The 21085-nt window shown below is 37.7% G+C and carries 24 protein-coding genes; 10 read left to right on the top strand and 14 right to left on the bottom strand.

The features are described from left to right. Positions 1-33: 33 nt before the first annotated feature. Positions 34-1173, bottom strand: coding sequence for a DUF445 domain-containing protein (locus IQI_RS05935; RefSeq protein WP_064091744.1), 1140 nt, complete (start codon positions 1171-1173; stop codon positions 34-36). Positions 1174-1297: 124 nt separating this feature from the next. Here IQI_RS05935 and IQI_RS05940 point away from each other — a divergent pair, with 124 nt between their 5' ends. The 4 genes from IQI_RS05940 to IQI_RS05955 are packed head-to-tail and all read left to right on the top strand — an operon-like array spanning position 1298 to position 6297. Then, on the top strand, positions 1298-2629 hold the full coding sequence (locus tag IQI_RS05940; protein ID WP_197489714.1) for a YheC/YheD family endospore coat-associated protein: 1332 nt from the start codon (positions 1298-1300) through the stop codon (positions 2627-2629). Between the two features lie 4 nt (positions 2630-2633). Further along, complete coding sequence (locus IQI_RS05945; protein ID WP_064091746.1) at positions 2634-3725, top strand: YheC/YheD family endospore coat-associated protein; 1092 nt, start codon at positions 2634-2636, stop codon at positions 3723-3725. After that, positions 3725-5098, top strand: coding sequence for a YheC/YheD family endospore coat-associated protein (locus IQI_RS05950; protein ID WP_064091747.1), 1374 nt, complete (start codon positions 3725-3727; stop codon positions 5096-5098). The genes IQI_RS05945 and IQI_RS05950 overlap by 1 nt, the downstream gene beginning before the upstream one ends. Continuing rightward, a complete protein-coding gene (locus tag IQI_RS05955) occupies positions 5095-6297 on the top strand; it encodes a YheC/YheD family protein (RefSeq protein WP_064091748.1) in 1203 nt (400 codons plus the stop codon). The genes IQI_RS05950 and IQI_RS05955 overlap by 4 nt, the downstream gene beginning before the upstream one ends. Before the next feature lie 33 nt (positions 6298-6330). Here the strand turns inward: IQI_RS05955 and IQI_RS05960 are convergent, their stop codons facing one another. Continuing rightward, positions 6331-6729, bottom strand: coding sequence for a ferritin-like domain-containing protein (locus tag IQI_RS05960; protein WP_064091749.1), 399 nt, complete (start codon positions 6727-6729; stop codon positions 6331-6333). 124 nt (positions 6730-6853) lie between these two features. On the opposite strand from IQI_RS05960, the gene IQI_RS05965 reads away from it, so the two are divergent. Together IQI_RS05965 and IQI_RS05970 are read left to right on the top strand one after the other, a co-directional pair. Next, entirely contained in the window at positions 6854-7063 is a 210-nt protein-coding gene (locus IQI_RS05965) for a YheE family protein (protein WP_064091750.1), read from the top strand. A 60-nt stretch (positions 7064-7123) separates the two neighbouring features. Next, on the top strand, positions 7124-7312 hold the full coding sequence (locus tag IQI_RS05970) for a hypothetical protein (protein WP_064091751.1): 189 nt from the start codon (positions 7124-7126) through the stop codon (positions 7310-7312). A 188-nt stretch (positions 7313-7500) separates the two neighbouring features. Here IQI_RS05970 and IQI_RS05975 read toward each other — a convergent pair whose 3' ends face one another. Next, positions 7501-7761, bottom strand: a complete 261-nt coding sequence (locus tag IQI_RS05975) for a metal-sensitive transcriptional regulator (RefSeq protein ID WP_064091752.1) — start codon at positions 7759-7761, stop codon at positions 7501-7503. Positions 7762-7912: 151 nt separating this feature from the next. On the opposite strand from IQI_RS05975, the gene IQI_RS05980 reads away from it, so the two are divergent. Further along, on the top strand, positions 7913-8830 hold the full coding sequence (locus IQI_RS05980) for a PucR family transcriptional regulator (protein ID WP_064091753.1): 918 nt from the start codon (positions 7913-7915) through the stop codon (positions 8828-8830). Between the two features lie 92 nt (positions 8831-8922). Then, complete coding sequence (locus tag IQI_RS05985) at positions 8923-10020, top strand: ABC transporter ATP-binding protein (protein WP_064091754.1); 1098 nt, start codon at positions 8923-8925, stop codon at positions 10018-10020. 373 nt (positions 10021-10393) lie between these two features. Here the strand turns inward: IQI_RS05985 and IQI_RS05990 are convergent, their stop codons facing one another. Continuing rightward, entirely contained in the window at positions 10394-10645 is a 252-nt protein-coding gene (locus tag IQI_RS05990; protein WP_064091755.1) for a hypothetical protein, read from the bottom strand. A gap of 293 nt (positions 10646-10938) precedes the next feature. Between IQI_RS05990 and IQI_RS05995 the strand changes: the two genes are divergently transcribed. Continuing rightward, a complete protein-coding gene (locus IQI_RS05995; RefSeq protein WP_064091756.1) occupies positions 10939-11157 on the top strand; it encodes an alpha/beta-type small acid-soluble spore protein in 219 nt (72 codons plus the stop codon). Between the two features lie 65 nt (positions 11158-11222). Here IQI_RS05995 and fumC read toward each other — a convergent pair whose 3' ends face one another. The 10 genes from fumC to IQI_RS06045 all read right to left on the bottom strand — a co-directional run bounded on the left by fumC (position 11223) and on the right by IQI_RS06045 (position 20075). Next, the gene (gene fumC / locus IQI_RS06000) at positions 11223-12608 is read right to left on the bottom strand and encodes a class II fumarate hydratase (protein WP_064091757.1); all 1386 of its coding nucleotides are present in this window, start codon (positions 12606-12608) and stop codon (positions 11223-11225) included. Between the two features lie 68 nt (positions 12609-12676). Beyond that, the gene (locus IQI_RS06005; protein WP_064091758.1) at positions 12677-13462 is read right to left on the bottom strand and encodes an SDR family oxidoreductase; all 786 of its coding nucleotides are present in this window, start codon (positions 13460-13462) and stop codon (positions 12677-12679) included. Next, positions 13452-13832, bottom strand: a complete 381-nt coding sequence (locus tag IQI_RS06010; protein ID WP_064091759.1) for a MaoC/PaaZ C-terminal domain-containing protein — start codon at positions 13830-13832, stop codon at positions 13452-13454. Before IQI_RS06010 ends, IQI_RS06005 begins: the two co-directional genes overlap by 11 nt. Before the next feature lie 8 nt (positions 13833-13840). Next, entirely contained in the window at positions 13841-14248 is a 408-nt protein-coding gene (locus IQI_RS06015) for an FAS1-like dehydratase domain-containing protein (RefSeq protein WP_064091760.1), read from the bottom strand. A gap of 2 nt (positions 14249-14250) precedes the next feature. Beyond that, positions 14251-15390 carry a thiolase family protein gene (locus IQI_RS06020; protein ID WP_197489715.1) on the bottom strand — a complete coding sequence of 380 codons (1140 nt, stop codon included), beginning with the start codon at positions 15388-15390 and terminating at the stop codon, positions 14251-14253. Next, complete coding sequence (locus IQI_RS06025; RefSeq protein WP_064091761.1) at positions 15383-16837, bottom strand: AMP-binding protein; 1455 nt, start codon at positions 16835-16837, stop codon at positions 15383-15385. The genes IQI_RS06020 and IQI_RS06025 overlap by 8 nt, the downstream gene beginning before the upstream one ends. 142 nt (positions 16838-16979) lie before the next feature. Beyond that, a complete protein-coding gene (locus tag IQI_RS06030; protein WP_064091762.1) occupies positions 16980-17543 on the bottom strand; it encodes a biotin transporter BioY in 564 nt (187 codons plus the stop codon). Positions 17544-17823: 280 nt separating this feature from the next. Next, complete coding sequence (locus IQI_RS06035) at positions 17824-18558, bottom strand: amino acid ABC transporter ATP-binding protein (RefSeq protein WP_064091763.1); 735 nt, start codon at positions 18556-18558, stop codon at positions 17824-17826. 16 nt (positions 18559-18574) lie between these two features. After that, positions 18575-19279, bottom strand: a complete 705-nt coding sequence (locus tag IQI_RS06040; protein WP_064091764.1) for an amino acid ABC transporter permease — start codon at positions 19277-19279, stop codon at positions 18575-18577. Next, positions 19263-20075, bottom strand: coding sequence for an amino acid ABC transporter substrate-binding protein (locus IQI_RS06045; RefSeq protein ID WP_064091765.1), 813 nt, complete (start codon positions 20073-20075; stop codon positions 19263-19265). The genes IQI_RS06040 and IQI_RS06045 overlap by 17 nt, the downstream gene beginning before the upstream one ends. A 206-nt stretch (positions 20076-20281) precedes the next feature. Here IQI_RS06045 and IQI_RS06050 point away from each other — a divergent pair, with 206 nt between their 5' ends. Next, the gene (locus IQI_RS06050) at positions 20282-20896 is read left to right on the top strand and encodes an NAD(P)-dependent oxidoreductase (RefSeq protein WP_064091766.1); all 615 of its coding nucleotides are present in this window, start codon (positions 20282-20284) and stop codon (positions 20894-20896) included. The last annotated feature ends 189 nt before the right edge of the window (positions 20897-21085 follow it).

Consider the following 21085-nt stretch of genomic DNA (forward strand, 5'->3'; position numbering starts at 1 on the left):
ATAGAAAGTGGAAATCCCCAAATAAGAGTCCTGTTACGATAATACCATGACAATAAGACTTTGAATTAGTCCAATGATTCCTCCAAGTAAAGCGCCTAAATAAGTAATCATTTTAAACTCTCGACGGGAAATATCCAGTACCAGTCTCTCTAATCTGTCTACTGAGAAGGATTCTACCTGCTCTTTCACAATTTTTTGCAAGTGCAGCTTCTCCATCAGATTCGGGATCCTTTCAGATAGAAGGTCCGTCCCTCTATCTACCCATTTAGGGAGGATGGTGGTGAAGAAGGTTTGTTTGTGTGGTTCGATCCATTGTTTAAGTGGCTTGGATAGGTGTCCGTCGATGTTGATTAGGTTGATTATGGACGTTTGGAGGCTTGAGATGATTTCTTCTTCAGGTAACCTGTCGATGACTTCTTCCATCCTCATCCCTTTAAGTTTGGTCCATTCTTTTGTTAGTAAGTTTAATAGAATTTCCTGAGTTCCTTCATGCTTGATGAATTTCACAATCTCAGGCTGTATTTTATCAGCTACTGACGTGTTCCCAAGGAACATTCCCAGCATGTTTCCAAGCATTCCTCGTTCCTTTAAAAAATCATCAATCATCACTTTTACTTTCGCTTTTCCTTCTGTGCTTGTAAAGTAGGTCTCTGCTCTATTGGCAATAAATTGAACCAGCTTCGGTATTCTTTCTTCTATTTCCTCCTGCCACTTCTCAGGAAGAGCTTCATTTATTTGTTTTGAAGAATAAGCTAATTTTGTTTCTTTCACCTTAGCTTCAATCCATGATTCAAGCCAATCATTTAACTGATCAGAAGATACAGGAATTTGAAAAGTATCAAGCCAATCATTCACACTCTTATCTGATGAGAACACAGGCTTTAATTCTTCTCTTAACCACTCGTTCACATCTTTTTGAAAGTCTTCATTCATTATTTTTTTCTGAAGGCTCTCGGGAGTAATTAAGTGCTCGACAACCATTTTGCCTAGCTGTTCAGCTAACTCGTCACGACGTTTTGGAATCAGTCCCGGCGTGAAAGGTACTTTGAATTTCCCAATATAGTAAGCCTTATATGGTCTGAATAACATTTTTATAGCTAGTGAATTGGTAACCCCTCCGATTAGAGCTCCAATGACGATCATAAATAGTACCAGGATGAAAGCATCCAGCATGATTGCACCTTCCTTTTCTACGTTTGAACATTTTGCCTATGTTTACATACAATGCTATATCAACATTAGCCCAGTAAATAATTATAAATTTATCGTAGCGGGTTATGCAAACGGGGAATGCCATGTGAAGTATTATTGTCAATTTCATACGCGTAAACATGAGAAAGAATTACATTATTTATATATACCTGAAAACATCATAGGAAAAAGCCTGGAGGAAATGGATTTATCAATAGGGTCGACAACTGTTAAGGTACAATGCATTCCTACCTCTACAAATGATTCCAACATTGTGTTAGAAACTTACGATCCTTTACTATCTTCTCTTCCGCCAATGGATAACGTCATTTTACTTAAGGATTTAAAACGTAGGATTCTGACTCTCGGACCCCTTGTTGCGCTCTTAATACATGTAAATTCTCCCGACAAACTACAATCTCACTCTTTAAAAGAATATTTTACAGAGTGTCAAAGATGGTTTCAACGAAAAGGTGGATTTTTTTTCCTCTTTCCTTTTTCATCCTTTTTAAAAGAGGAGCCTAAAGGAATGGTATATCAAAACGAAGAATGGGTCCTTCATTCTGTACCTGATCCCCATGTTATTTATAATCGGATTCATTCTCGCAAGGCAGAAAAGTCTTCAGAATATAAAAAAGCTTTAAATGGTTATGATATGCGTTTTGTTCATATCTTTAACACTAGTTTTTTTACAAAAGCAGAAGTGTACAACATTTTGAAGGATAGTCCACTACTCCTTCCACATCTCCCTGCTACTAATTTGGAAATGAATCAATTAAATGAAATGCTAACTGATCACAGAGATATCTTTATCAAAGCACTTCAAGGAAGTAAAGGGCGATTTATCATTAGAGTGCAAGAACGGGAACATGACTATCTTCTGCATCAAAACTCCTTTGCAGAAAGTAGTCCTCTATCTTTTACTTCGTATTCATCTTTAGAGAAACAAATTCGTTCATGGTGTCACCCTTCATCCTTTTTTATTCAAGAAACAATTCCTTTTTGTACCTTTGAAGGTCAGCAATTAGACTTTCGTTTCCTCTGTCACATTAATCGGGAAGGTCGCTGGGTGATTGTATCGTCAGTTGCCCGGGTGGCTTCTCATCATCAATTTGTAGCGAATGTAGACCAAGGTGGAAGAATGGAACAACCCATTAAAGTGCTACAAGCCCTATTCCCTACTCAGGATAGTCGAAAACTGTTATCTGATATGAAATCATTATCCCTCGCCTCTGCCTCCCTCCTATCAGAAAGCTTAGAAGGACACTTTGCTGAGTTAGGTATCGATATTGGAATTGATAACAGTGGTAAGCCATGGATTATTGAAGTCAATTCCAAGCCATCCAAAAGGACCTATATCGAAACGGATAGGATTCGGCCATCTGTAAAAGCTCTTTATGATTATAGTACTAAAATATGGATAGAAAAGGAGGATTAATCATATGAATACTTCATTAGGAATCATGACCCTTAACCCTGATATTTCGAATACTTATTTTCTTGAGATTGCCTATGAATCCTTATCCTACAATATTGATCTCTATTTGTTTTCTCCCCAAGGTATATCTCCTTTAAGTGAAACAGTCGATGGATTTTACTTTAATCCTACAAAGAAGACGTGGGAAAAGGAAGCCTTTGAAATCCCCTCGTTTATTTATGACCGTACCTATTATCAAAAGGACCTGCCTTCTCGCCAGGCAAAGGCAGTTGTCCAGTGGTTAAAAAACCAAAAGTATATTCAATTTTTAAGCTACGGTCTGCCAAACAAGTGGCTTGTCTATGAAACATTAAAAGAAACATCCCTTTCCTCCTACCTTCCAGAAACCACATTAGTGACAGATGGAAACCAGCTTTTACACCTTTTATTAGAACAAAGAGACAGCATCATCAAACCAGTGGATGGTGCTCACGGTTTTGCCGTATACCAATTATTAGTAGAAGGAAAAAACATTAAGGTTCGGACAACAAAGAAGCATGGAGTCATTGAAAAAACCTTCACCAACAATCAGTCTTTCTTAGAATGGGGGAACCACATTCTAAAACAACACACTTTTATTTATCAAAAACGCCTTTCTAACTACACATCCCTTCATACACCTTTTGATTTAAGAGTGTTGATGAACAAGGATTCAAGAGGAGAATGGAGAGTCTTTCAGAAAGCAATTCGAGAAGGAAAACAGAATGGTATTCTAACCAACATTAGTTATGGCGCTTCTTACCTTTCCTATAAAGATTGGAAACATAAACATCAGAGGTTAACATGGAATTTTATTGAGGAGGAAATTACCGACATTCTTGAAGATATTCCCCTTATTCTTGAGGATTCATTTTCACCTTTATTTGAAATCGGAGTTGATATCGTCATTGCCAATGATGATTCCATTTGGATCTTGGATATTAATTCTAAACCTGGACATAAAGCGGTTCATTCTTTAGGGGCAGAGAAGCTTTCAGCACTTCATAAAGCTCCATTAGATTATTGTGAGTTTCTCGCAGAGCTATCTTTAACTTCTATAAGAAGAGGTGAATTCTAATGCTGAAAACGTTTAAAGTAGAAAGATTTGAAGACGCTGAAAATATCCTTATCCTCCCCTCTGGTTATAAGGGAGATCTCATCTCTATTCCACATACGGCCATACTTGGGACAGCTAGACAACCGATTGTCTGTAAACAACAGGAGTTTGGAAAAAATGTCATTGGTATAAGCTCAAGCCTGGCACAAAACCTTTACCTTCCAAATGAAGTGAAATCTTTGTCTCTGTTCATGAAGGATGAATGTATTCATTTGGGTGTTTTAATTGGAATATTCACCTCTGGCTTTACAAGTTTTAGGCTCAATCCCGTTGGTGAAAGATCTTATTTTTTCAAGAAGCTGCTGTCTGTTCAATCCTCATTAGGAGTTGTTCCTTTTTTATTCGGTCAACAACATATTGATTGGGAGAACGGATTAATCAATGGATATTTTCATTTTGGAGGAGACTGGGTTCGAGAAGTGATTCCTTTTCCTAATGTGATTTATGATCGACTGCCCAATCGTCGTAGTGAAAAAAGAAAGTCTTATAAGGAAATCAAAGATAGGTTGCAAAGGGAATACGCGATCCCATGGTATAATCCTGGTTTTTTTAATAAATTTGATTTATTCGAACGTCTTGAATCAGACGAAACCGTTCATCACTACCTTCCTGAAACTCATGCCATCCAATCCTTTGATAATATTGAACGTATGCTTTCAGCCTATAAACAGGTATATCTCAAGCCTAAAAACGGGAGCTTAGGAAATGGAATTCATAAACTAACCTACAATCATTCCTCTGAAGAATATTATTGTCGATTCAGGGACAGTGAAAATAAAAATCGATTAATGAAGTTTTCGACGCTAGAACATTTGCTCAATACAATCTTTAAGGATCGAAATCTACACACTTTTCTTGTCCAGCAAGGGATTTCTTTAATACAGGATGAGAATCGGGCTATTGATTTTAGAGTACACACAAACAAGGATGAAGAAGGCTGCTGGCATGTCAGTGCAATTGCTGGAAAAATCGCAGGAGTTGGAAGTGTCACAACTCATACGAATAATGGAGGAGAGGTAAAAAGCTTAGCGGAAATTTTTAAAGATGAAGAAAAACGAAACTCAGTAGAAACATCCTTAAAAGAAGCTGCCCTTACTCTTTCACAAGCCATTGAGGGAAATATTGAAGGCTATATCGGTGAAATCGGTTTCGATTTTGGCATAGATGAAGACATGCGCATTTGGATGTTTGAAGCGAATTCAAAACCTGGCAGATCCATATTTTCTCATCCTGATTTAAGGAGATTTGACCTACTTACAAGAAAGCTCTCACTATCTTTCGGGATTTTTCTTACACAACAATCCTTGAAAAACCCCGAGGAAATGATTCCATGAAAATTCTTTATGACCGTTCAAAAAAAACCTTTTTTCATGCAGAAAAAAGTATTTTGACATTCGCTTTCGGAAAGAATTCTTTTCTCCTTTCTTCAAAAGAACCAACTCACTCCTATCAATTTGACTTACAGGTTAACAATGAATCTCATTCTATCCCTTTAATAGGCATAATCGCCAGCAAAGAGAAAAAGAATAAATATAAGGGGAATTTTGAATTGTTCCGGTCAATCCAGGATGATGTAGAGCGTTCTGGCGGGCTCTGCTTTGTATTCTCTCCAGAAGATGTCAACAGTGATTCCATTGATGGTATCATCTACAATTCCCCACTTAAAAAATGGGTGAAGTGTAATTTCCCTACCCCTAATGTTATATATAACCGGGTTTCATCCCATCTTGGTGAGCAGAATCATTCTTATAAAACATTATTGACGTATATACAAGAGCATACCATTCCTTTTTTTAACCCTCATTTTTTTCATAAATGGGAGATATACGAGCTTTTATCTCAGAATTCGGAGCTCCAGCCTTACTTACCTTATACGGAAAGAATTAAAGATGAAGAGACATTTAATAGCTTCCTAAAAAAATACAAAAAAGTGTATGTCAAGCATTCCCTGGCTTCTCAAGGTAAGGGAATCCGCTTGATTGAATATGATTCAAAAGGGGAAATCGTATGTAAGAGTATAAAGAAAATAGAGAAATACCCAAGTATTTCACGATTTCTTCAATCCTATAATGAGTGGTTTAAAGATAGGGAGCAGCAGTGGATTATTCAGGAAGCCGTAAACTGTAAAACCATACATGATCATCGTTATGATTTTCGGATTCTTGTCCTTCATACAGGCACAAACTTCCGTTTAATTGGGATAGGGGTTCGGATGTCACAGCGCCAGGAAGTCACCACTCATGTCCCCTCAGGAGGGAAAATTATCTCATTAAAAGAAGTTATCAACCCGAGTACAAAAAAAGAAATATCTAAAATCGTAAAAAATTGTGGAAAAGAGCTGGCAAAATCCTTTGGATATGTGGGAGAATTCTCGATTGATTTAGCTCCACGTGAGGAAGGTGGATTTGTTCTATTTGAAATCAATTCCAAACCGATGATTTTTGATGAAATTGACATTGAAACGAAACGGCGGCAACAGCTTGTACAGACATTTTTTGCCCTATCCAACCATAACAAAAAGGTTGATTCCTAGAAATATCAAAGGGATCAACCTTTTTCTAAAGTCTTATCGAAGGGAATTATAAATGGTAGAAAATCTAGTGGCATGCTCCATTTCATCTGTCATAGCAATGAATAGAGGATTATATGCCTGTTGATTTGGAAGTTCAACGAGCATGTCCCGATAAAATTCAGCAGCTTCCAGCTCACCTTTTAAGGCACGTAATACTCCTTCTTTAAAGGTTGTGAACTCTACTTTTTCCTTCTTATGCTCATAATATTCGCCCGTAAATAAATAATGGAGATACTGAAACATTTCATAATGCTCCTTCTCATCTTTTTGAGCATGGTCTATAAATTCCACATACAATGGATTATTTGTTCGACTTTTTAACTCTTTATAAAAATAATAGGCTGTCCATTCATCACTTATCGCTTTTTGCAAATCACGAATAAACGAGTTCATTCTTCTCCCCCCTCAAGCTCTTCACTAGATTCTATTAAGGGAAAATGGGATTTATGATAATTTTAATTCTTATCCTACACAGAGATTAATAAAACGTTTACAATGAGGATTGAGGTGATAAGAGATGATTCAACATTTCCAATACAAACATATGTTTACCAACAAACAGCTTCCTGGTTGGACTTTTTCTTTTTATTTTAAAGGATTGAAATACGAAGGTAATTATCATAAAGAGGGGAACATCGAATGGACTTCTCATACTCCTCCACAAGAGGAAGAAGAACTCCTCAAGAAACAGCTTCATGAGCTAATGTTATTCCACGTTTACGAATAATAAATGGCATGAATGAACCACAGCCTCCTTTCAAAAACTAACAAAAGGAGGCTGATGAATATGGGAAAAGATAAAGAGAACTATGAATTTCTACCTGATACAAATTACGAAGGTAAAGAAAAAGCATTTCTCGATGTGGATCGCTTTATCAATGAAGGTATGTCAGGTGGATCCGTTCATATGAGAGCAAATTCTACAAACATTGAAGAATCCATTGAAATTACTCAACACGAAGAACCACCGCGCTAGAAAAAGATGCAAGGAAGAGATTGTCGAATAATGCAGACAAATCGATGACTCACAAATAAAATTGAAATTTCACTTGATATATTGAAACTTTCGCAAATAAATTAAATATTTGGCTCGATATATTGGAAATTTCGCAAATAAATAAGAAAAGCTGCCAAATCAGGATTTCTCCTAATGGCAGCTTTATTTTATCGACTTCTTACAAGCATATTGACAGCTTCCTGGATAGCATCTTCTGCTTTCCCGCCTTCTTCTTCTGATTCACGGATACATGCTTCTAAGTTTTTGGCTACTATTAAACCGATTGTTCGGTCAACCGCTGTACGAACAGCAGATAACTGTGTAACAACATCTTTACAATGTTTATCTTCTTCCATCATTTTTAATACTCCACGAACTTGTCCTTCAAGTCGTTTCATACGATTCGTTACTTCTTTATTATATTCCATTTTTGGACACCTCATCACGAATTATTCCTATTTTTATAGTATTAAAATTAATGATAATTTGCAACGGTGGGCACTTTGATTCCTCAATAAAATTCAGTACAATAGTCATATTAACCTTTTTAGTATACAAATATGAATAAAGAGGGATCACATGTTTAGTTCATTACAATTGAAATACCCTGAAGCCATTATACAAAAACATTATCCAACAGCTCTATCGACGTCTAAAATTTGGTTTGCAAACAACGACGAAGATGAATATATAGGAATTGAACGAGATGACCTCACGAGGGAAGAAAGACAGTTATTACAGTGCTTATTTAAAGAAATTACTACTTTAACAGGCTTACTAAGTGATTCACCTATCTCAAATGAATGGTTCAGTTATCTATTTGAGAATGGTCCCGCCCCTTCAGTAGATGGAACTGAATATCGAATTATTCAGGTTAAAATAAGAGAAGAGTTGGATTTTCAATCTTTAAAAGAAGCCTTCCAACACCTATTACCGCTACATGCCATCCTAATTTTCCAAAATGAACAAAGTGGATTGATCATCGAAGAGAAAGGAGATTGGAACCTGGATGAGGAACAACTCCACTCTATTTCTCATGTCATAGAGTCTGATTTCTTTTCTAGTCTCTCTTTTTTTATTGGACAATTTCATTCTTTACAGTCTCATCTCCCTTCTTCCTTTCAATACGAGAGAGAGATGTTTGCTTTTTCAGCTACTATTCATTATGCATTTATCCAATCAGCTGTGACGGTATTACCTTTTTTTGCCCTGCATCACTTACCTCACCAATGGAAGAATCACATTTTCTCTAAGATTGCCGAGGTTTTTGAAGATGATCATGACTTAATCACGACGGTGAAAGCCTTTCTTGAAAATCAATCAAATATTAGTCAGACGGCTAAAAGATTGTTTATGCACCGAAACAGCGTTCAATATCGAATTGATAAATTCATTGAAAAAACTAATATTGATATTAGAACGTTTCAAGGTGCTATTTTAGCTTATTTAGCTTGTCTTCACTTTCAATCTGACAACCTGCCTAAAAAGGATTCATAATCTTTGTGCAGGTTGACCATTTTGTTTTGAATCCCCTTTCATTAGAATAAACGTATAAATTGAAAACGATTGCATGAGGGGAGATTTTTAAAATGGCTGAATTAAAATTAGAAAATATTTATAAAATTTATGATAATAAGGTAACAGCAGTTAATGACTTTAACCTTCACATTAACGATAAAGAATTCATCGTATTTGTTGGACCATCAGGTTGCGGTAAATCAACAACTCTACGTATGATTGCCGGACTCGAAGAAATTTCAAAAGGAGATTTCTCTATTGATGGTAAACGAGTAAATGAAGTTGCTCCTAAGGACCGCGACATTGCCATGGTTTTCCAAAACTATGCCCTTTATCCACATATGAGCGTATATGACAATATGGCATTTGGTCTTAAACTACGTAAATTTGACAAAAAAGAAATTGATCGTCGTGTTCAAGAAGCAGCAAAAATTCTTGGCCTTGAAGCGTTGTTAGAGCGTAAGCCTAAAGCACTTTCTGGTGGTCAACGTCAGCGTGTTGCATTAGGACGTGCTATCGTTCGTGATGCAAAAGTATTCTTAATGGATGAACCTTTATCCAACCTGGACGCTAAGCTTCGTGTACAAATGCGTGCCGAGATTGCTAAACTTCATCAGCGTCTTCAAACTACGACTATTTATGTAACTCATGATCAAACAGAAGCAATGACGATGGCCACAAGAATTGTTGTTATGAAGGACGGGGTTATCCAACAAGTTGGTTCTCCTAAAGAAGTTTATGATAAGCCGGAAAACATTTTCGTTGGCGGTTTCATTGGTTCACCTGCAATGAACTTCTTCCAAGGTAGTCTTGAAGAAGGAACATTTGTGATTGGTGACAGTAAAGTGTCTGTTCCAGAAGGGAAAATGAAAGTTCTTCGTGAGCAAGGATATGTTGGAAAAAACATTGTGTTAGGTGTTCGTCCAGAAGACATTCATGATGAGCCTCTATTCTTAGACACAGCACAAGGTGCAAAAATTGTTGCAAAGATTGAAGTATCTGAATTAACTGGTGCTGAAACGATGCTTTATTCCCAATTAGAAGGACAAGAATTTGTCGCTCGAGTAGATTCACGTACGGATATTGTCGCAGGTCAAACAATCGATCTTGCCTTTGATATGAACAAAGCTCATTTCTTCGATACTGAGACTGAATTTAGAATTCGATAATTCTTAATAAAAAACGCCTTGCGATTCATCGTCGCAAGGCATTTTTTATATACTTTTTTGATTTATAGCATGTGTATTGAGATTGGCTGTGTCAATTAATATTTATGGTACACAGCAGAGAATCACAACGGCTCTCTTTTAAAAGTTGCAGCCCCGACAAGCATAAGTGAATAAGTCTAAGAAGGTGCTCTTTGCCTTCTTTAACAATTTAACTTATGACCAATTGAGACCTGGGCAAAGCCGAGGAGGCTCACCGCACGCCTCACAGAAAGCGAGCATCCTCTCGCTGCAATCCATTACTACTTTCACCTCTTAAATAGCAACAATCTTTAAGAAAAGAACCTTTTTTTAAGTAGAGGCAATCCCTCTCCAATTAAAACTCAGTTAGTTCAATATTTTTACCTTCTTCTTCACCACAACGTAAGCATGTAAAGAGATGAAGGCATGTATCTGAACAGCTACTATTTGGAATACCATCTGCTAATTGTACATGCTGGATATCCATATAGGCACTGTACTCATCATAAAAGTCATAAAACCTACCTTGATCGAGGGTTGAATCCCCACATTTTGTGCATAGTCCTTTATATTCAACAATTCCATTACATAATGCGCAAGCTTTCATGCTGTGTCACCATACTTTCAATCAAATTCATTATATAGTGTTATCCTTTTTAGAATCCTTGGGTTTTATGTAGAAATTTTAGAGGCATTTATTAGGAATAAATTCCCTGTGAGTGGTTTGAATATATTTCTCGCGAAAAACCATAATACCTAGTAACAAGGCAACAACTAGCCTTGCTAAGAAACTGATTGATGGGTTATACCATATTAGTTGGTCGCTAATGGACTGCGTGCTGGTGCAACTCCAGCTAACCCAACCAAAAAACTTTATACATTTTAAGGAGATGACAGATTATGCAACAGCAACAATCTCGCAGCAATTCATCTAACCAACTAGTAGCTCCAGGAGCTCAACAAGCAATTGATCAAATGAAATATGAAATCGCTTCTGAATTTGGCGTACAATTAGGGCCAGATGCAACAGCTCGTGCTAACGGTTCAGTAGGTGGAGAAATCACGAAACGCTTAGTACAGATGGCTGAACAACAAATCGGTGGCGGCTACCAACAATAATGCACAATTAAATATGAATGGATAAAGCCCTCAACCTTAGGTTGGGGGCTTTTATACTTTGTCTATTAACGGTTATGAACCATCTGCGCTGGATCAATCCATTCATCATACTGTTCTGCAGTTAAATAACCAGATTTGACTGCTGCCTCTTTAAGAGTAAGTCCTTCTTTGTGAGCAAGCTTAGCAATCTCTGCAGCTTTTTCATAACCTATATGAGGATTAAGAGCTGTAACTAACATAAGGGAGCCTTGGACAAATCCTTCAATAACCTCTACATTGGCTTCTAATCCTTTTACACATTTGTCATTGAAGGATTTAATACCATCTGAAAGTAAACGAACCGATTGCAGCATGTTAAAGATGATGACAGGCTTAAAGACGTTTAATTCGAAGTTTCCTTGACTCGCAGCAAAACCAATTGCAGAATCATTTCCGAATACTTGTGTGACCACCATGGTAATCGCTTCACTTTGAGTTGGGTTTACCTTCCCTGGCATAATGGAGCTCCCTGGCTCATTGGCAGGGATTGTAATTTCTCCGATACCGCTTCGAGGGCCGCTTGCCAACCAACGAACATCATTGGCTACCTTCATTACATCCGCTGCTAATGCCTTTATGGCACCGTGAACATAGATGGTTTCATCGTGTGAAGTAAGGGCATGAAACTTATTATCGGACGAAACAAATTCAATACCCAGCTGATTCGACAATTGCTCTGCTACTTTATCACCGAATGTAGGGTCAGCATTAATCCCAGTACCTACAGCTGTTCCTCCTATGGCTAAATTCCTTAAGCGAGGCAGGCTCTCATGAATCATGGAATGAGACTTTTCCATCATTGCTCTCCAACCGCTTATTTCTTGTCCCAGGGTTAGTGGTGTGGCATCCTGTAAATGAGTTCGTCCAATCTTGATAATATCTTGAAACTGCTTCTCTTTCTCCATTAGAGTTTTAGAAAACTCCTCAATGACAGGAAGAAGTTTTGATTGAATTTCTTTATAAGCAGCAATATGCATGGCCGTTGGGAAGGTGTCATTTGAGCTTTGTGACATATTTACATCATCGTTTGGATGAACCCTATCTTCCATATTCTTTTCTTTTAAAAGTTCATTAGCACGATAAGCCACTACTTCATTCACATTCATATTGGATTGAGTTCCGCTACCAGTTTGCCATACAACTAATGGAAAGTGTTCGTTCCATTTTCCTTCTAGAATTTCGTCACATGCCTGACTGATCGCTTCCATTTTAACCTGTGAAAGCTTTCCAAGAGAATGATTGACAGTTGCAGCCGCTTTTTTCAATTGAGCAAAGGCATATGTAACCTCGATGGGCATTTTTTCTGTACCAATTTGAAAGTTTTCCTTACTTCTTTGAGTTTGGGCTCCCCAATATTTTTCCTTAGGTACTTTCATTTCCCCAATTGTGTCTCGCTCTATTCGATAATCCATGTTTCTTCCTCCCTTAAACTAGTTATTCCTATTACCATATTTCCACTAATTCAAAAGAACTAACCACTTTATGAGAAGTTTATCTCTTTCCAAGTCGGTTCACTCCACATACCAGCCTTACTTCCATTCACACTATATACAGCTCCTGAAGATATAGAGGACTTGTTTTCTAAAAGCTTTTTAACGAAAAGGGCTACCTCTTCAGAGCTTCCTATTTCCCAATAGGATTCAAGCTTTCTTCCTTCCTCTATTGCCTTTTCCTTAGCTTTTTCCACATGAGGAGAGGTCATATCAGTTAAAGCAGCAGGAGAAAGGGCAATGACAGGAATACCTTCTCTCTTCAGCTCCAGGGCTAAGGTTTTTGTCATCCCTATGATTCCTGCTTTTGCGGCACTATAATTTAATTGGCCCATTGTTCCTGTAAGTCCTGCTCTTGACGTCATATTTAAAATGACACCACCTCCCCCTTCCTTTTTCCGATGCAGAATAAAAGGCTTCACACTTGAAAAAGTTCCTTTCAAGTGGGTTTGAATCACTGAATCCCAGTCCTCTTCAGTCATGCGATGGGACATTCGATCCCGATTGTTCCCTGCATTATTAATGAGAATTGATGCGTGTCCAAAATGATGAAGGGCTGCTTCTACTAAAGCTTCACCAGTTTGCATATCTTCCACGTTTCCTGTGACTCCAACAGCCGATCCACCAGCAGCTATTATCTCATTTACAACAGCTTCTACTGATTCTTGTCTCGTTCCATTTATAATGATTTTTGCTCCTGCAGCTGCAAGTGTAATAGCCAAACTTCTTCCAATTCCTCTTGTCGAGCCTGTTATGATAATGGCATCATTTTTCATGAATATTCCCCTTTACTAACAAGATCCTTCCCTTTAACAATATGTCGTCCTCTGCTTTCTTTACTTTTACAATTAAAGAAACACGAGAATTAGAAAGTAGTACCTCTTTATCAAAGGTTATTTCAATTTCTTCCCCTATATAAACTGGCTTTAAGAAGCGACAATGGTACTCTTGTAGAATAAAGCCTTGTACAAGATAGGGGGTAATGATATTTGTTACGATTCCCATCGGCAGCATGCCGTGAACAATTTTTTTCTTAAAACCTGCTTTTTTAGCGGCATTATCGTCAAAGTGAATGGAGTTCCAATCCTCTGACACATGACCGTATTCTTTTACTTGCTCCTCAGTTACTATGGTGCGTGTACTCATAACAGTAATCATCCTTCCTTTGTAGCAATCACTGTTGTGCTTCGAGCAATTTTCTTTACCTGATCAAATATGGAAAGTTCATGCTCAAGGAAAGTCATAGTTGTTTTTCGAATAACCCTATTTAGTTGAATGGAAACCGAATAACTTGTATCAATGTATAATGGCTTCTCATATTGAAAATGCTGCTCTGCGTGAATGAGAGGATTTATCTGTTTCAACCATGGTATATGTACCTTCTTCCAAAAAAGGACGGGGTAGGTAGGTGCCAAAAGAACGGTTGGATGTGAAAATGATTTTGCACATTCTTCATCATAGAAAAGGGGAGAATCAAGGCGCAAAGCCTCTGCGAACTGAATTGCTTCATGTTTTGAAATAATCACTTCTACTTTCTCTGTTTTGAGCCCTTCCTCAAACATTTCTACTCCTCCTTTTCAAATAAAGCTGCTAATCCTATTCCTCCACCAATTCCAAGAGTGGTCAGTCCTCTATTTCCATTTCCCAATTTCATTTCATGGAACAATCGTGTAACCAGGATTGCTCCTGATGCGCCATAAGGATGCCCAAGAGCAATGGCTCCTCCCCCTTTGTTGACTATTTCTTCATTGATTTTTAATTCTCTTAGGGAGGCAAGAACTTGACTGGCAAAAGCTTCATTAAATTCTACGATATCAATATTAGAAGATGAAATCTTGTTTCTTTCATATAATTTTTTTACCGCTGGAATTGGGCCGATGCCAAGGAGATTTGGGTCTACTCCAGCTGCTACACTATCAACAAATTTCATCACAGGCGTTAACCCCAACTCCTCACATTTCTCCCTCGATAACACAAGGACGACTGCTGCTCCATCATTAATGGGGCATGCATTACCAGCTGTTACGGTTCCATCCTTTTTAAAAACAGGCTTAAGGGTAGAAAGCTTCTCAAGTGATGTATTGCTTCGTGGACACTCATCCATTGTCACCTTGTTCAGATGGACAATTTCATTGAAAAAGCGATTTTCTGATTGGGATTTTATCGCCTTTTCATGGCTGCTAAGGGCATATGCATCTTGATCTTCACGAGAAATCCCATAGGCTTCCGCTACATTTTCAGCGGCTATTCCCATATCAGGGTCCCCAATTGCATCAGGTGAAAATCTTGCTCGTGTAAATACCTTAGGAATACTTAAAGGGGTTTCTGGTTTAATCATTTTCCAAGGAGCAAGGCTTGTACTTTCAACACCACCTGCAATGTACATGTTACCTGCTCCTGCTTGAATGAATCTGCAAGCGGTAATGATGGCTTCTAATCCTGATCCGCATTGGCGATCAACTGTTACTCCTGGAACACTCACAGGCAAACCTGCTGTCAAAGCAGAAAGTCGGCCAAGGTTGCCACCTGGCCCTACGGTATTCCCTAAAATAACATCATTAATATCGTATGGATTCACTTTTGTTTCTTTCATCATATCCTTAATTAAGGTAGAGACTAGTTCCTCTGGATGAACATCTTTTAATGAACCGCCGTATTTCCCAATGGGAGTTCTTTTCGCCCAAACAATCACTGCTTCACTCATTCTTTTCATCCTTTCCAAAGGTCCGTCCCTCTATGGTTGCTTTGCGATCGATTTTTCCGCTTTTTGTGTAATGAAAGCAGGGTAATTTTATGATTTGTTTTGGGATTTTATAGGGGGATAATTTGGTTTCACAATAGCTTTTTATTTGTTGTAGGGTCAGTTCTTCCTTTTGTTTTTCCCATAGAATACTGCATACGACTTTTTCTCCCCAATAGGAATCTTTGAGGGGATACACGATGGATTGTAGAATGTTCGGATGAGTATCAAGAATTGCTTCTACTTCCTCTGGATACACCTTCAATCCTCCTGTTTTAATCATATTGCTTTCTCTTCCAACAATAAATACTTCTCCACTTTCATTTTGAAAGCCTATATCCCCGACTGTGGCTCCATAGCTAGTGAGGACCTTATTCGTTTCTTCCTCATGATCAATGTAGCCGGAGAACAGCATCGGGCTATCGATAAATAACTTTCCTTCCTCGTTTTTATTTACTTCTTTCATATTTTCATCCAACACCTTGAGGCGTACAGTGGGAAATGGTTGATGACCACCCGCTTGTCCTACTTTGTACATGACAAAGCTTAGTTCAGAAGCTCCATAATATTCATATAGAGTAGCGTTAGGAAATATAGTAGCGGCCTTATCCTTCGATTGGTTTGACCAGCCTGCTCCTGATATGATGATATTTCTCAAAGAGTCATTGGTTTTATTCATAGATATAAGTTCTTCCATCAATGCCTCCATCATTGTTGGTACACCTACAAATGAATCGATACCTTCACTGCTTAAACGTTCTGCTACATGTTTTCTATGAAATTCTGAAACGTGAAGAGTTGCTCCAAGCTGGATAGCGTGTATGGCTGTAAATAGACTTAAGGAATGGCAAAGGGGGCCAGGTGAAATAATGGTGTTTTCATGTGACAGCTTAAATGCTTCCTCATATACTAAAAAGCTTTTCATCCATGATTCATGAGTTCTTGTAAATCCCTTTGGCTTACCTGTAGACCCTGAAGTAAAGCCTACATAAAAATCTGTAAGAGAACTGAACTGATATGATTTTTCTTCATTATTTCCTTTCTTCAGGTCCTGAAGAGTTACAAACATAGGATCATCACAAAACCGATGAGAATTTGTTAATATAACGTCGGGTTTACCTATATTACATGCATGATCAAATTCTTCATCAGTCCATTTGGGGTCAATGGGCATCGCCTCCCAACCTATTCTTACAATCGCAAGAAACAGAGAAAGAAAGGACGAAGGTTCCTTAATCAGAAGACCAATCCTTTTTTTGTTTGATCCTGTTAGATTTAGCAACGTATTCTGATGCTCTACCACCTGTTTATATAGAGAGTGATAGGTTAGGTTGCCTTCATCAGAAATAATTGCGAGCTTATCTGGTTGACGGAGCATATGCTCTCTTAAGGTGCTTCCTATTAGTTCCACAGTTTACATTCCCCTCTAATTCTATCATCAGAAAATTCCTTCTATTTATATGAAATCATATCCTTTTCAACCCTACAAGTTAAAAAAGCCCGATAGAATAGCGGTTACATGAACCACTCTATTCTTATCGAGCTTTCGGTTTTTATGCTGCTTTGTTTTCGTTTCTAAATTTAGCTACTGGTGCTGTTTTGTGTAATTGAAGAGCGATACTTCCTGCAACAACTGCTTTAATGGCATCTCCAGGAATATAAGCTAATGCTGGGACCGCTGCCTCAACCCAAGAGAGATCCATGACAATTGATAAGTATGTAATCCCACCTAAATAGACAATGACAATTCCACCTATCACATTAAATAAAATCATATTCCATAGCTTTAATTTGCCCTTATATCGATCTACAAGAAGTCCAATAACAAATGCTGCAATTGGCCAGCTTAAAATGTATCCTCCACTAGGTCCAAATAGTACAGGGAGACCTCCACGTCCTCCTGCAAGAATGGGAGCACCCACTCCTACTAATAGGACAAACAAACCTAAACTCAATCCACCAAGTCTTGCACCTAATACGGCTCCAGCTAACATAACGCCAAACGTCTGCGCTGTGATTGGAACAGGTGTAAATGGCAAGGCAATAGGCGGTAGTATTCCTAATGCTGCTACAATCGCTGTAAACATTGAAACAAGAATCATTTCTTTTAATCTCATCCAAACACATCCCCTTAAATAATATACAATTCAAAATATATTATTTTTTCGAGCTAATGTCAACTTGTTTTTCGATTATGTTAACATTAAAAATGAAGTACTTAAGAATTATACCAATTGTTCACAATTTCACGGATAAACTTAGTTATTTAACGGATACCCTATAAAATCCTACGGGTAAAACATAATTTAAACGTATTATGCAGACAATCCAACGGATAAATCAACTTTCACAAAAAAATAGATGAATAGGTACTAAACCTATCCATCTAAATAATTATTATTGTATTAAATTCAAGAACTGACGCGTTCTTTCTTCTTTAGGAGCTTCGAACACTTCTTGAGGACTACCTTCTTCGACAATATAGCCACCATCCATGAAAATGACTTTATCGGCAGCTTCTTTGGCAAATCTCATTTCATGTGTCACAACAACCATGGTCATGCCTTCTTCTGCCAGGTCCTTCATAACCTTTAACACTTCTCCAACTAGTTCTGGATCAAGTGCTGATGTTGGTTCATCAAAAAGCATGACTTCAGGTTCAATGGCTAGAGCCCTTGCAATCCCTACCCTTTGTTGCTGACCACCTGATAACTGAAATGGGTAATAGTCTATTTTATCACCTAGACCCACTTTCTCTAACAACTTTACGGCTTTTTCTCTCATCTCTGTTTTATTCCGTTTTTGAACTGTTGTAGGACCTTCCATGACATTTTCAAGAGCGGTCATATGAGGAAATAGGTTATAGTTTTGGAAAACCATCCCTGTACGCCTTCTCAATTTTAAGAGCTCTTGCTTTGATACTTTATTGTTGAAATGAACACTTTCCTCACCAATTGATACAATACCTTCATTGGGGATCTCTAAAGCGTTTAAACAGCGTAAAAAAGTTGTTTTTCCTGAACCTGAAGGACCAATTAATACAATAACCTGCCCCTTCTTAACCTCTACATCCATTCCCTTAAGTACTTCTAAATCATCAAACTTTTTTCTTAATCCTTTTATGGAAATCATTGTGCGCGCTCCTTTGCTATTTAGCAATGTATCGATCTAACCTGGACTCTATCCGTCCTTGTATGAGGGATAGAACAAAACATATGATCCAATATAAGAGTGCCGCTTCCATATACATGAGTAAGAATTCATAGTTGGTAGCAGCAATTTCCTGGGCTCTTCTAAACATTTCTGTTACAAAAATTAAGGAAGCCAGGGATGTATCCTTCACTAAACTAATGAAAGAGTTTGAAAGTGGAGGAATAGACACTCTTGCTGCTTGAGGTAATATAATTCTCTTTAAGGCTTGAGAATAGTTCATCCCAATGGAATAACCTGCTTCCCATTGACCTTTTGGAATCGATTGAATGGCTGCTCTTACAATCTCAGAAGAATATGCACCCATGTTCAATGAAAACGCAATAACAGCAGATGGAAATGGCTCAAACTTCAACCACTCTATCCCTAATGAACCTAATCCATAAAACACGATAAATAATTGCACTAGTAAAGGCGTCCCTCTAATGGCAGAAACGTAGACTCTCGAAATACCTCTTAATATTTTAATGCTTGATAATCTGGCCAATGCAGTAAAAACGGCTAGGATCAATCCTAAAGTAAATGATATGAGCGTTAGAGGGATAGAATAATACAAAGCTCCCTTCACCATTGGAAGCAGGGAGCTTTGTAAAATATCAAACATCGCTTCAGGATCTTGAAAGATACTACTTAGGAGATACATTTTCTCCGAACCATTTCATTGAAATCTCTTCATAAGTACCGTCTTCCATCATTTCCTCTAACGCTTTATTTACTTCTTCTACTAACTTATCGTTGCCTTTACGGAACATTAATCCACTTTGACCTGCATCTTCAGCTTCAGCAGCAATCTTGATGTTGGCATTCTTTTGTTTCTTTAAATAGTCCAGAATTGAAATTTTATCGTTTACAGTAACATCTACACGGCCTTGTTCAAGTAACTGGATTGATTGAGCTAATCCATCAACACCTTGAATTTCTGCACCATTTTCTTCAGCAATATCGCGATAGTTACTTGTTAAAGATTGAGCCGATTTTAATCCTTTAATGTCTTCAAAGGTTTTAACATCATTGTTGTCTTTTGATACAACAACAACTGCACTTGATTCAATATATGGTTTTGAAAAATCATATTTTTCTTGTCGATCTTCACGGATACCAACCTGGTTTGCAATCATGTCAAATCGCTTTGAATTTAACCCTTCAAACATTGCATCCCATTGAGTTTCTTGGAACTTCGCTTCTACTCCAAGGCGTTTTGCTACTTCACGGGCAATCTCAACATCAAAGCCTGTTAGCTCACCAGACTCATCATGAAATGTGAAAGGAGGGTACGTACCTTCTGTTCCTACTAGAAGTTCTCCGTCTTCCTTCACTTTATCGTATAGAGATGTTTTGGCATCTCCACCTGACTCTTCTTTATCTTTAGATTGTCCACATGCCGCCAGAACCATAGACAGTGCCAGGAGCATAACAATTGATAATTTCCACTTCTTCATTTTTAAAACCCCCACTATTCTTATCGGAATTGTTTTGTTACGATTGTCATCATATAATCATAAACATGAAATGTCAACGGAAATGTTTTAAATTCGAGACAAATATTTTTATACGCCTAAAACCTTCCCTTAGTTCCCTCCAACACTGTTAATTAAATGAAATTACGATAAAATAAATCTATAAAAATAAGATGGAGGTTTTTCATTTGAAAATAGCCTTATTTGGTGGCACTGGCAGAGTAGGCTCAATTGTACACTCTAACGCACAATTCACTCATGAAGTGATTCGGCTCACAAGACAACCTATCAATCATGGGCGGATAGATAAAGGATTAGATATTGTTGGAAATGTTTTAAACAAAGAGGATATTTTTCATACCTTAAAAGGCTGCGATGCGGTCATTAGTTGTTTGAATACAGATAAAAACGATGTATTGTCTAGAAGCATGCCCCTCATTCTTGAAGGGATGAGAACGCATAATATAAAGCGTATCATCACATGTGGGACGGCAGGAATCTTAGATGCCCGTAAGGATTCAAATCAGTATCGTTTTCAAACGAATGAATCTAAGAGGCGAAGTACCACTGCTGCTGAGGATCATTTAAGAGCTTACCTCATGCTCGAAGCCTCTAAACTCGATTGGACCATCGTTTGTCCTACCTACCTTCCTGAAGGTGAACGACTTGGACATTTTCGAACGGAGAAAAATGTATTACCCGATGGAGGAAAAAGTATATCTATTTTCGATACTGGAGATTTTATTTTAAATCAGCTTGAGGATCGTCATTATTTGAGGAGTAGAGTGGGGATTTGTTATTAAAGTACATCGCTGATATTTAACTTATTATAGGAAATTCTCTTCCTTCTCTAGTTCATTGTTTTTCTGTTAGAGTAGCGCAGATTTACTTATATTTCATGAAAAAAGCCTCTTTTTATCTTATAAATGGTCTTACTTCTTTGAATGCAGAAGCAAACAATCAAGATTTCATGCAAACATTTCATGATATAG

It is taken from the genome of Rossellomorea aquimaris TF-12 (assembly GCF_001648555.1).
Lineage (GTDB): Bacteria > Bacillota > Bacilli > Bacillales > Bacillaceae_B > Rossellomorea > Rossellomorea aquimaris.

Bases quoted from the DNA above. Each gene is read 5' to 3' on its own strand.
- IQI_RS05975 (WP_064091752.1), bottom strand. From the start codon at position 7,761: ATGGAATATAATAAAGAAGTAACGAATCGTATGAAACGACTTGAAGGA.
- IQI_RS05990 (WP_064091755.1), bottom strand. From the start codon at position 10,645: ATGAAAGCTTGCGCATTATGTAATGGAATTGTTGAATATAAAGGACTA.
- IQI_RS06035 (WP_064091763.1), bottom strand. From the start codon at position 18,558: ATGATTTCCATAAAAGGATTAAGAAAAAAGTTTGATGATTTAGAAGTA.
- IQI_RS06045 (WP_064091765.1), bottom strand. From the start codon at position 20,075: ATGAAGAAGTGGAAATTATCAATTGTTATGCTCCTGGCACTGTCTATG.
- IQI_RS05970 (WP_064091751.1), top strand. From the start codon at position 7,124: ATGGGAAAAGATAAAGAGAACTATGAATTTCTACCTGATACAAATTAC.
- IQI_RS05955 (WP_064091748.1), top strand. From the start codon at position 5,095: ATGAAAATTCTTTATGACCGTTCAAAAAAAACCTTTTTTCATGCAGAA.
- IQI_RS06015 (WP_064091760.1), bottom strand. From the start codon at position 14,248: ATGTTTGAGGAAGGGCTCAAAACAGAGAAAGTAGAAGTGATTATTTCA.
- IQI_RS05960 (WP_064091749.1), bottom strand. From the start codon at position 6,729: ATGAACTCGTTTATTCGTGATTTGCAAAAAGCGATAAGTGATGAATGG.
- IQI_RS06020 (WP_197489715.1), bottom strand. From the start codon at position 15,390: ATGAGTGAAGCAGTGATTGTTTGGGCGAAAAGAACTCCCATTGGGAAA.
- IQI_RS05950 (WP_064091747.1), top strand. From the start codon at position 3,725: ATGCTGAAAACGTTTAAAGTAGAAAGATTTGAAGACGCTGAAAATATC.
- IQI_RS05945 (WP_064091746.1), top strand. From the start codon at position 2,634: ATGAATACTTCATTAGGAATCATGACCCTTAACCCTGATATTTCGAAT.
- fumC (WP_064091757.1), bottom strand. From the start codon at position 12,608: ATGGATTATCGAATAGAGCGAGACACAATTGGGGAAATGAAAGTACCT.
- IQI_RS05985 (WP_064091754.1), top strand. From the start codon at position 8,923: ATGGCTGAATTAAAATTAGAAAATATTTATAAAATTTATGATAATAAG.
- IQI_RS05980 (WP_064091753.1), top strand. From the start codon at position 7,913: ATGTTTAGTTCATTACAATTGAAATACCCTGAAGCCATTATACAAAAA.
- IQI_RS05935 (WP_064091744.1), bottom strand. From the start codon at position 1,173: ATGCTGGATGCTTTCATCCTGGTACTATTTATGATCGTCATTGGAGCT.
- IQI_RS05995 (WP_064091756.1), top strand. From the start codon at position 10,939: ATGCAACAGCAACAATCTCGCAGCAATTCATCTAACCAACTAGTAGCT.
- IQI_RS06030 (WP_064091762.1), bottom strand. From the start codon at position 17,543: ATGAGATTAAAAGAAATGATTCTTGTTTCAATGTTTACAGCGATTGTA.
- IQI_RS05965 (WP_064091750.1), top strand. From the start codon at position 6,854: ATGATTCAACATTTCCAATACAAACATATGTTTACCAACAAACAGCTT.
- IQI_RS06010 (WP_064091759.1), bottom strand. From the start codon at position 13,832: ATGAGTACACGCACCATAGTAACTGAGGAGCAAGTAAAAGAATACGGT.
- IQI_RS06005 (WP_064091758.1), bottom strand. From the start codon at position 13,462: ATGAAAAATGATGCCATTATCATAACAGGCTCGACAAGAGGAATTGGA.
- IQI_RS06040 (WP_064091764.1), bottom strand. From the start codon at position 19,279: ATGTATCTCCTAAGTAGTATCTTTCAAGATCCTGAAGCGATGTTTGAT.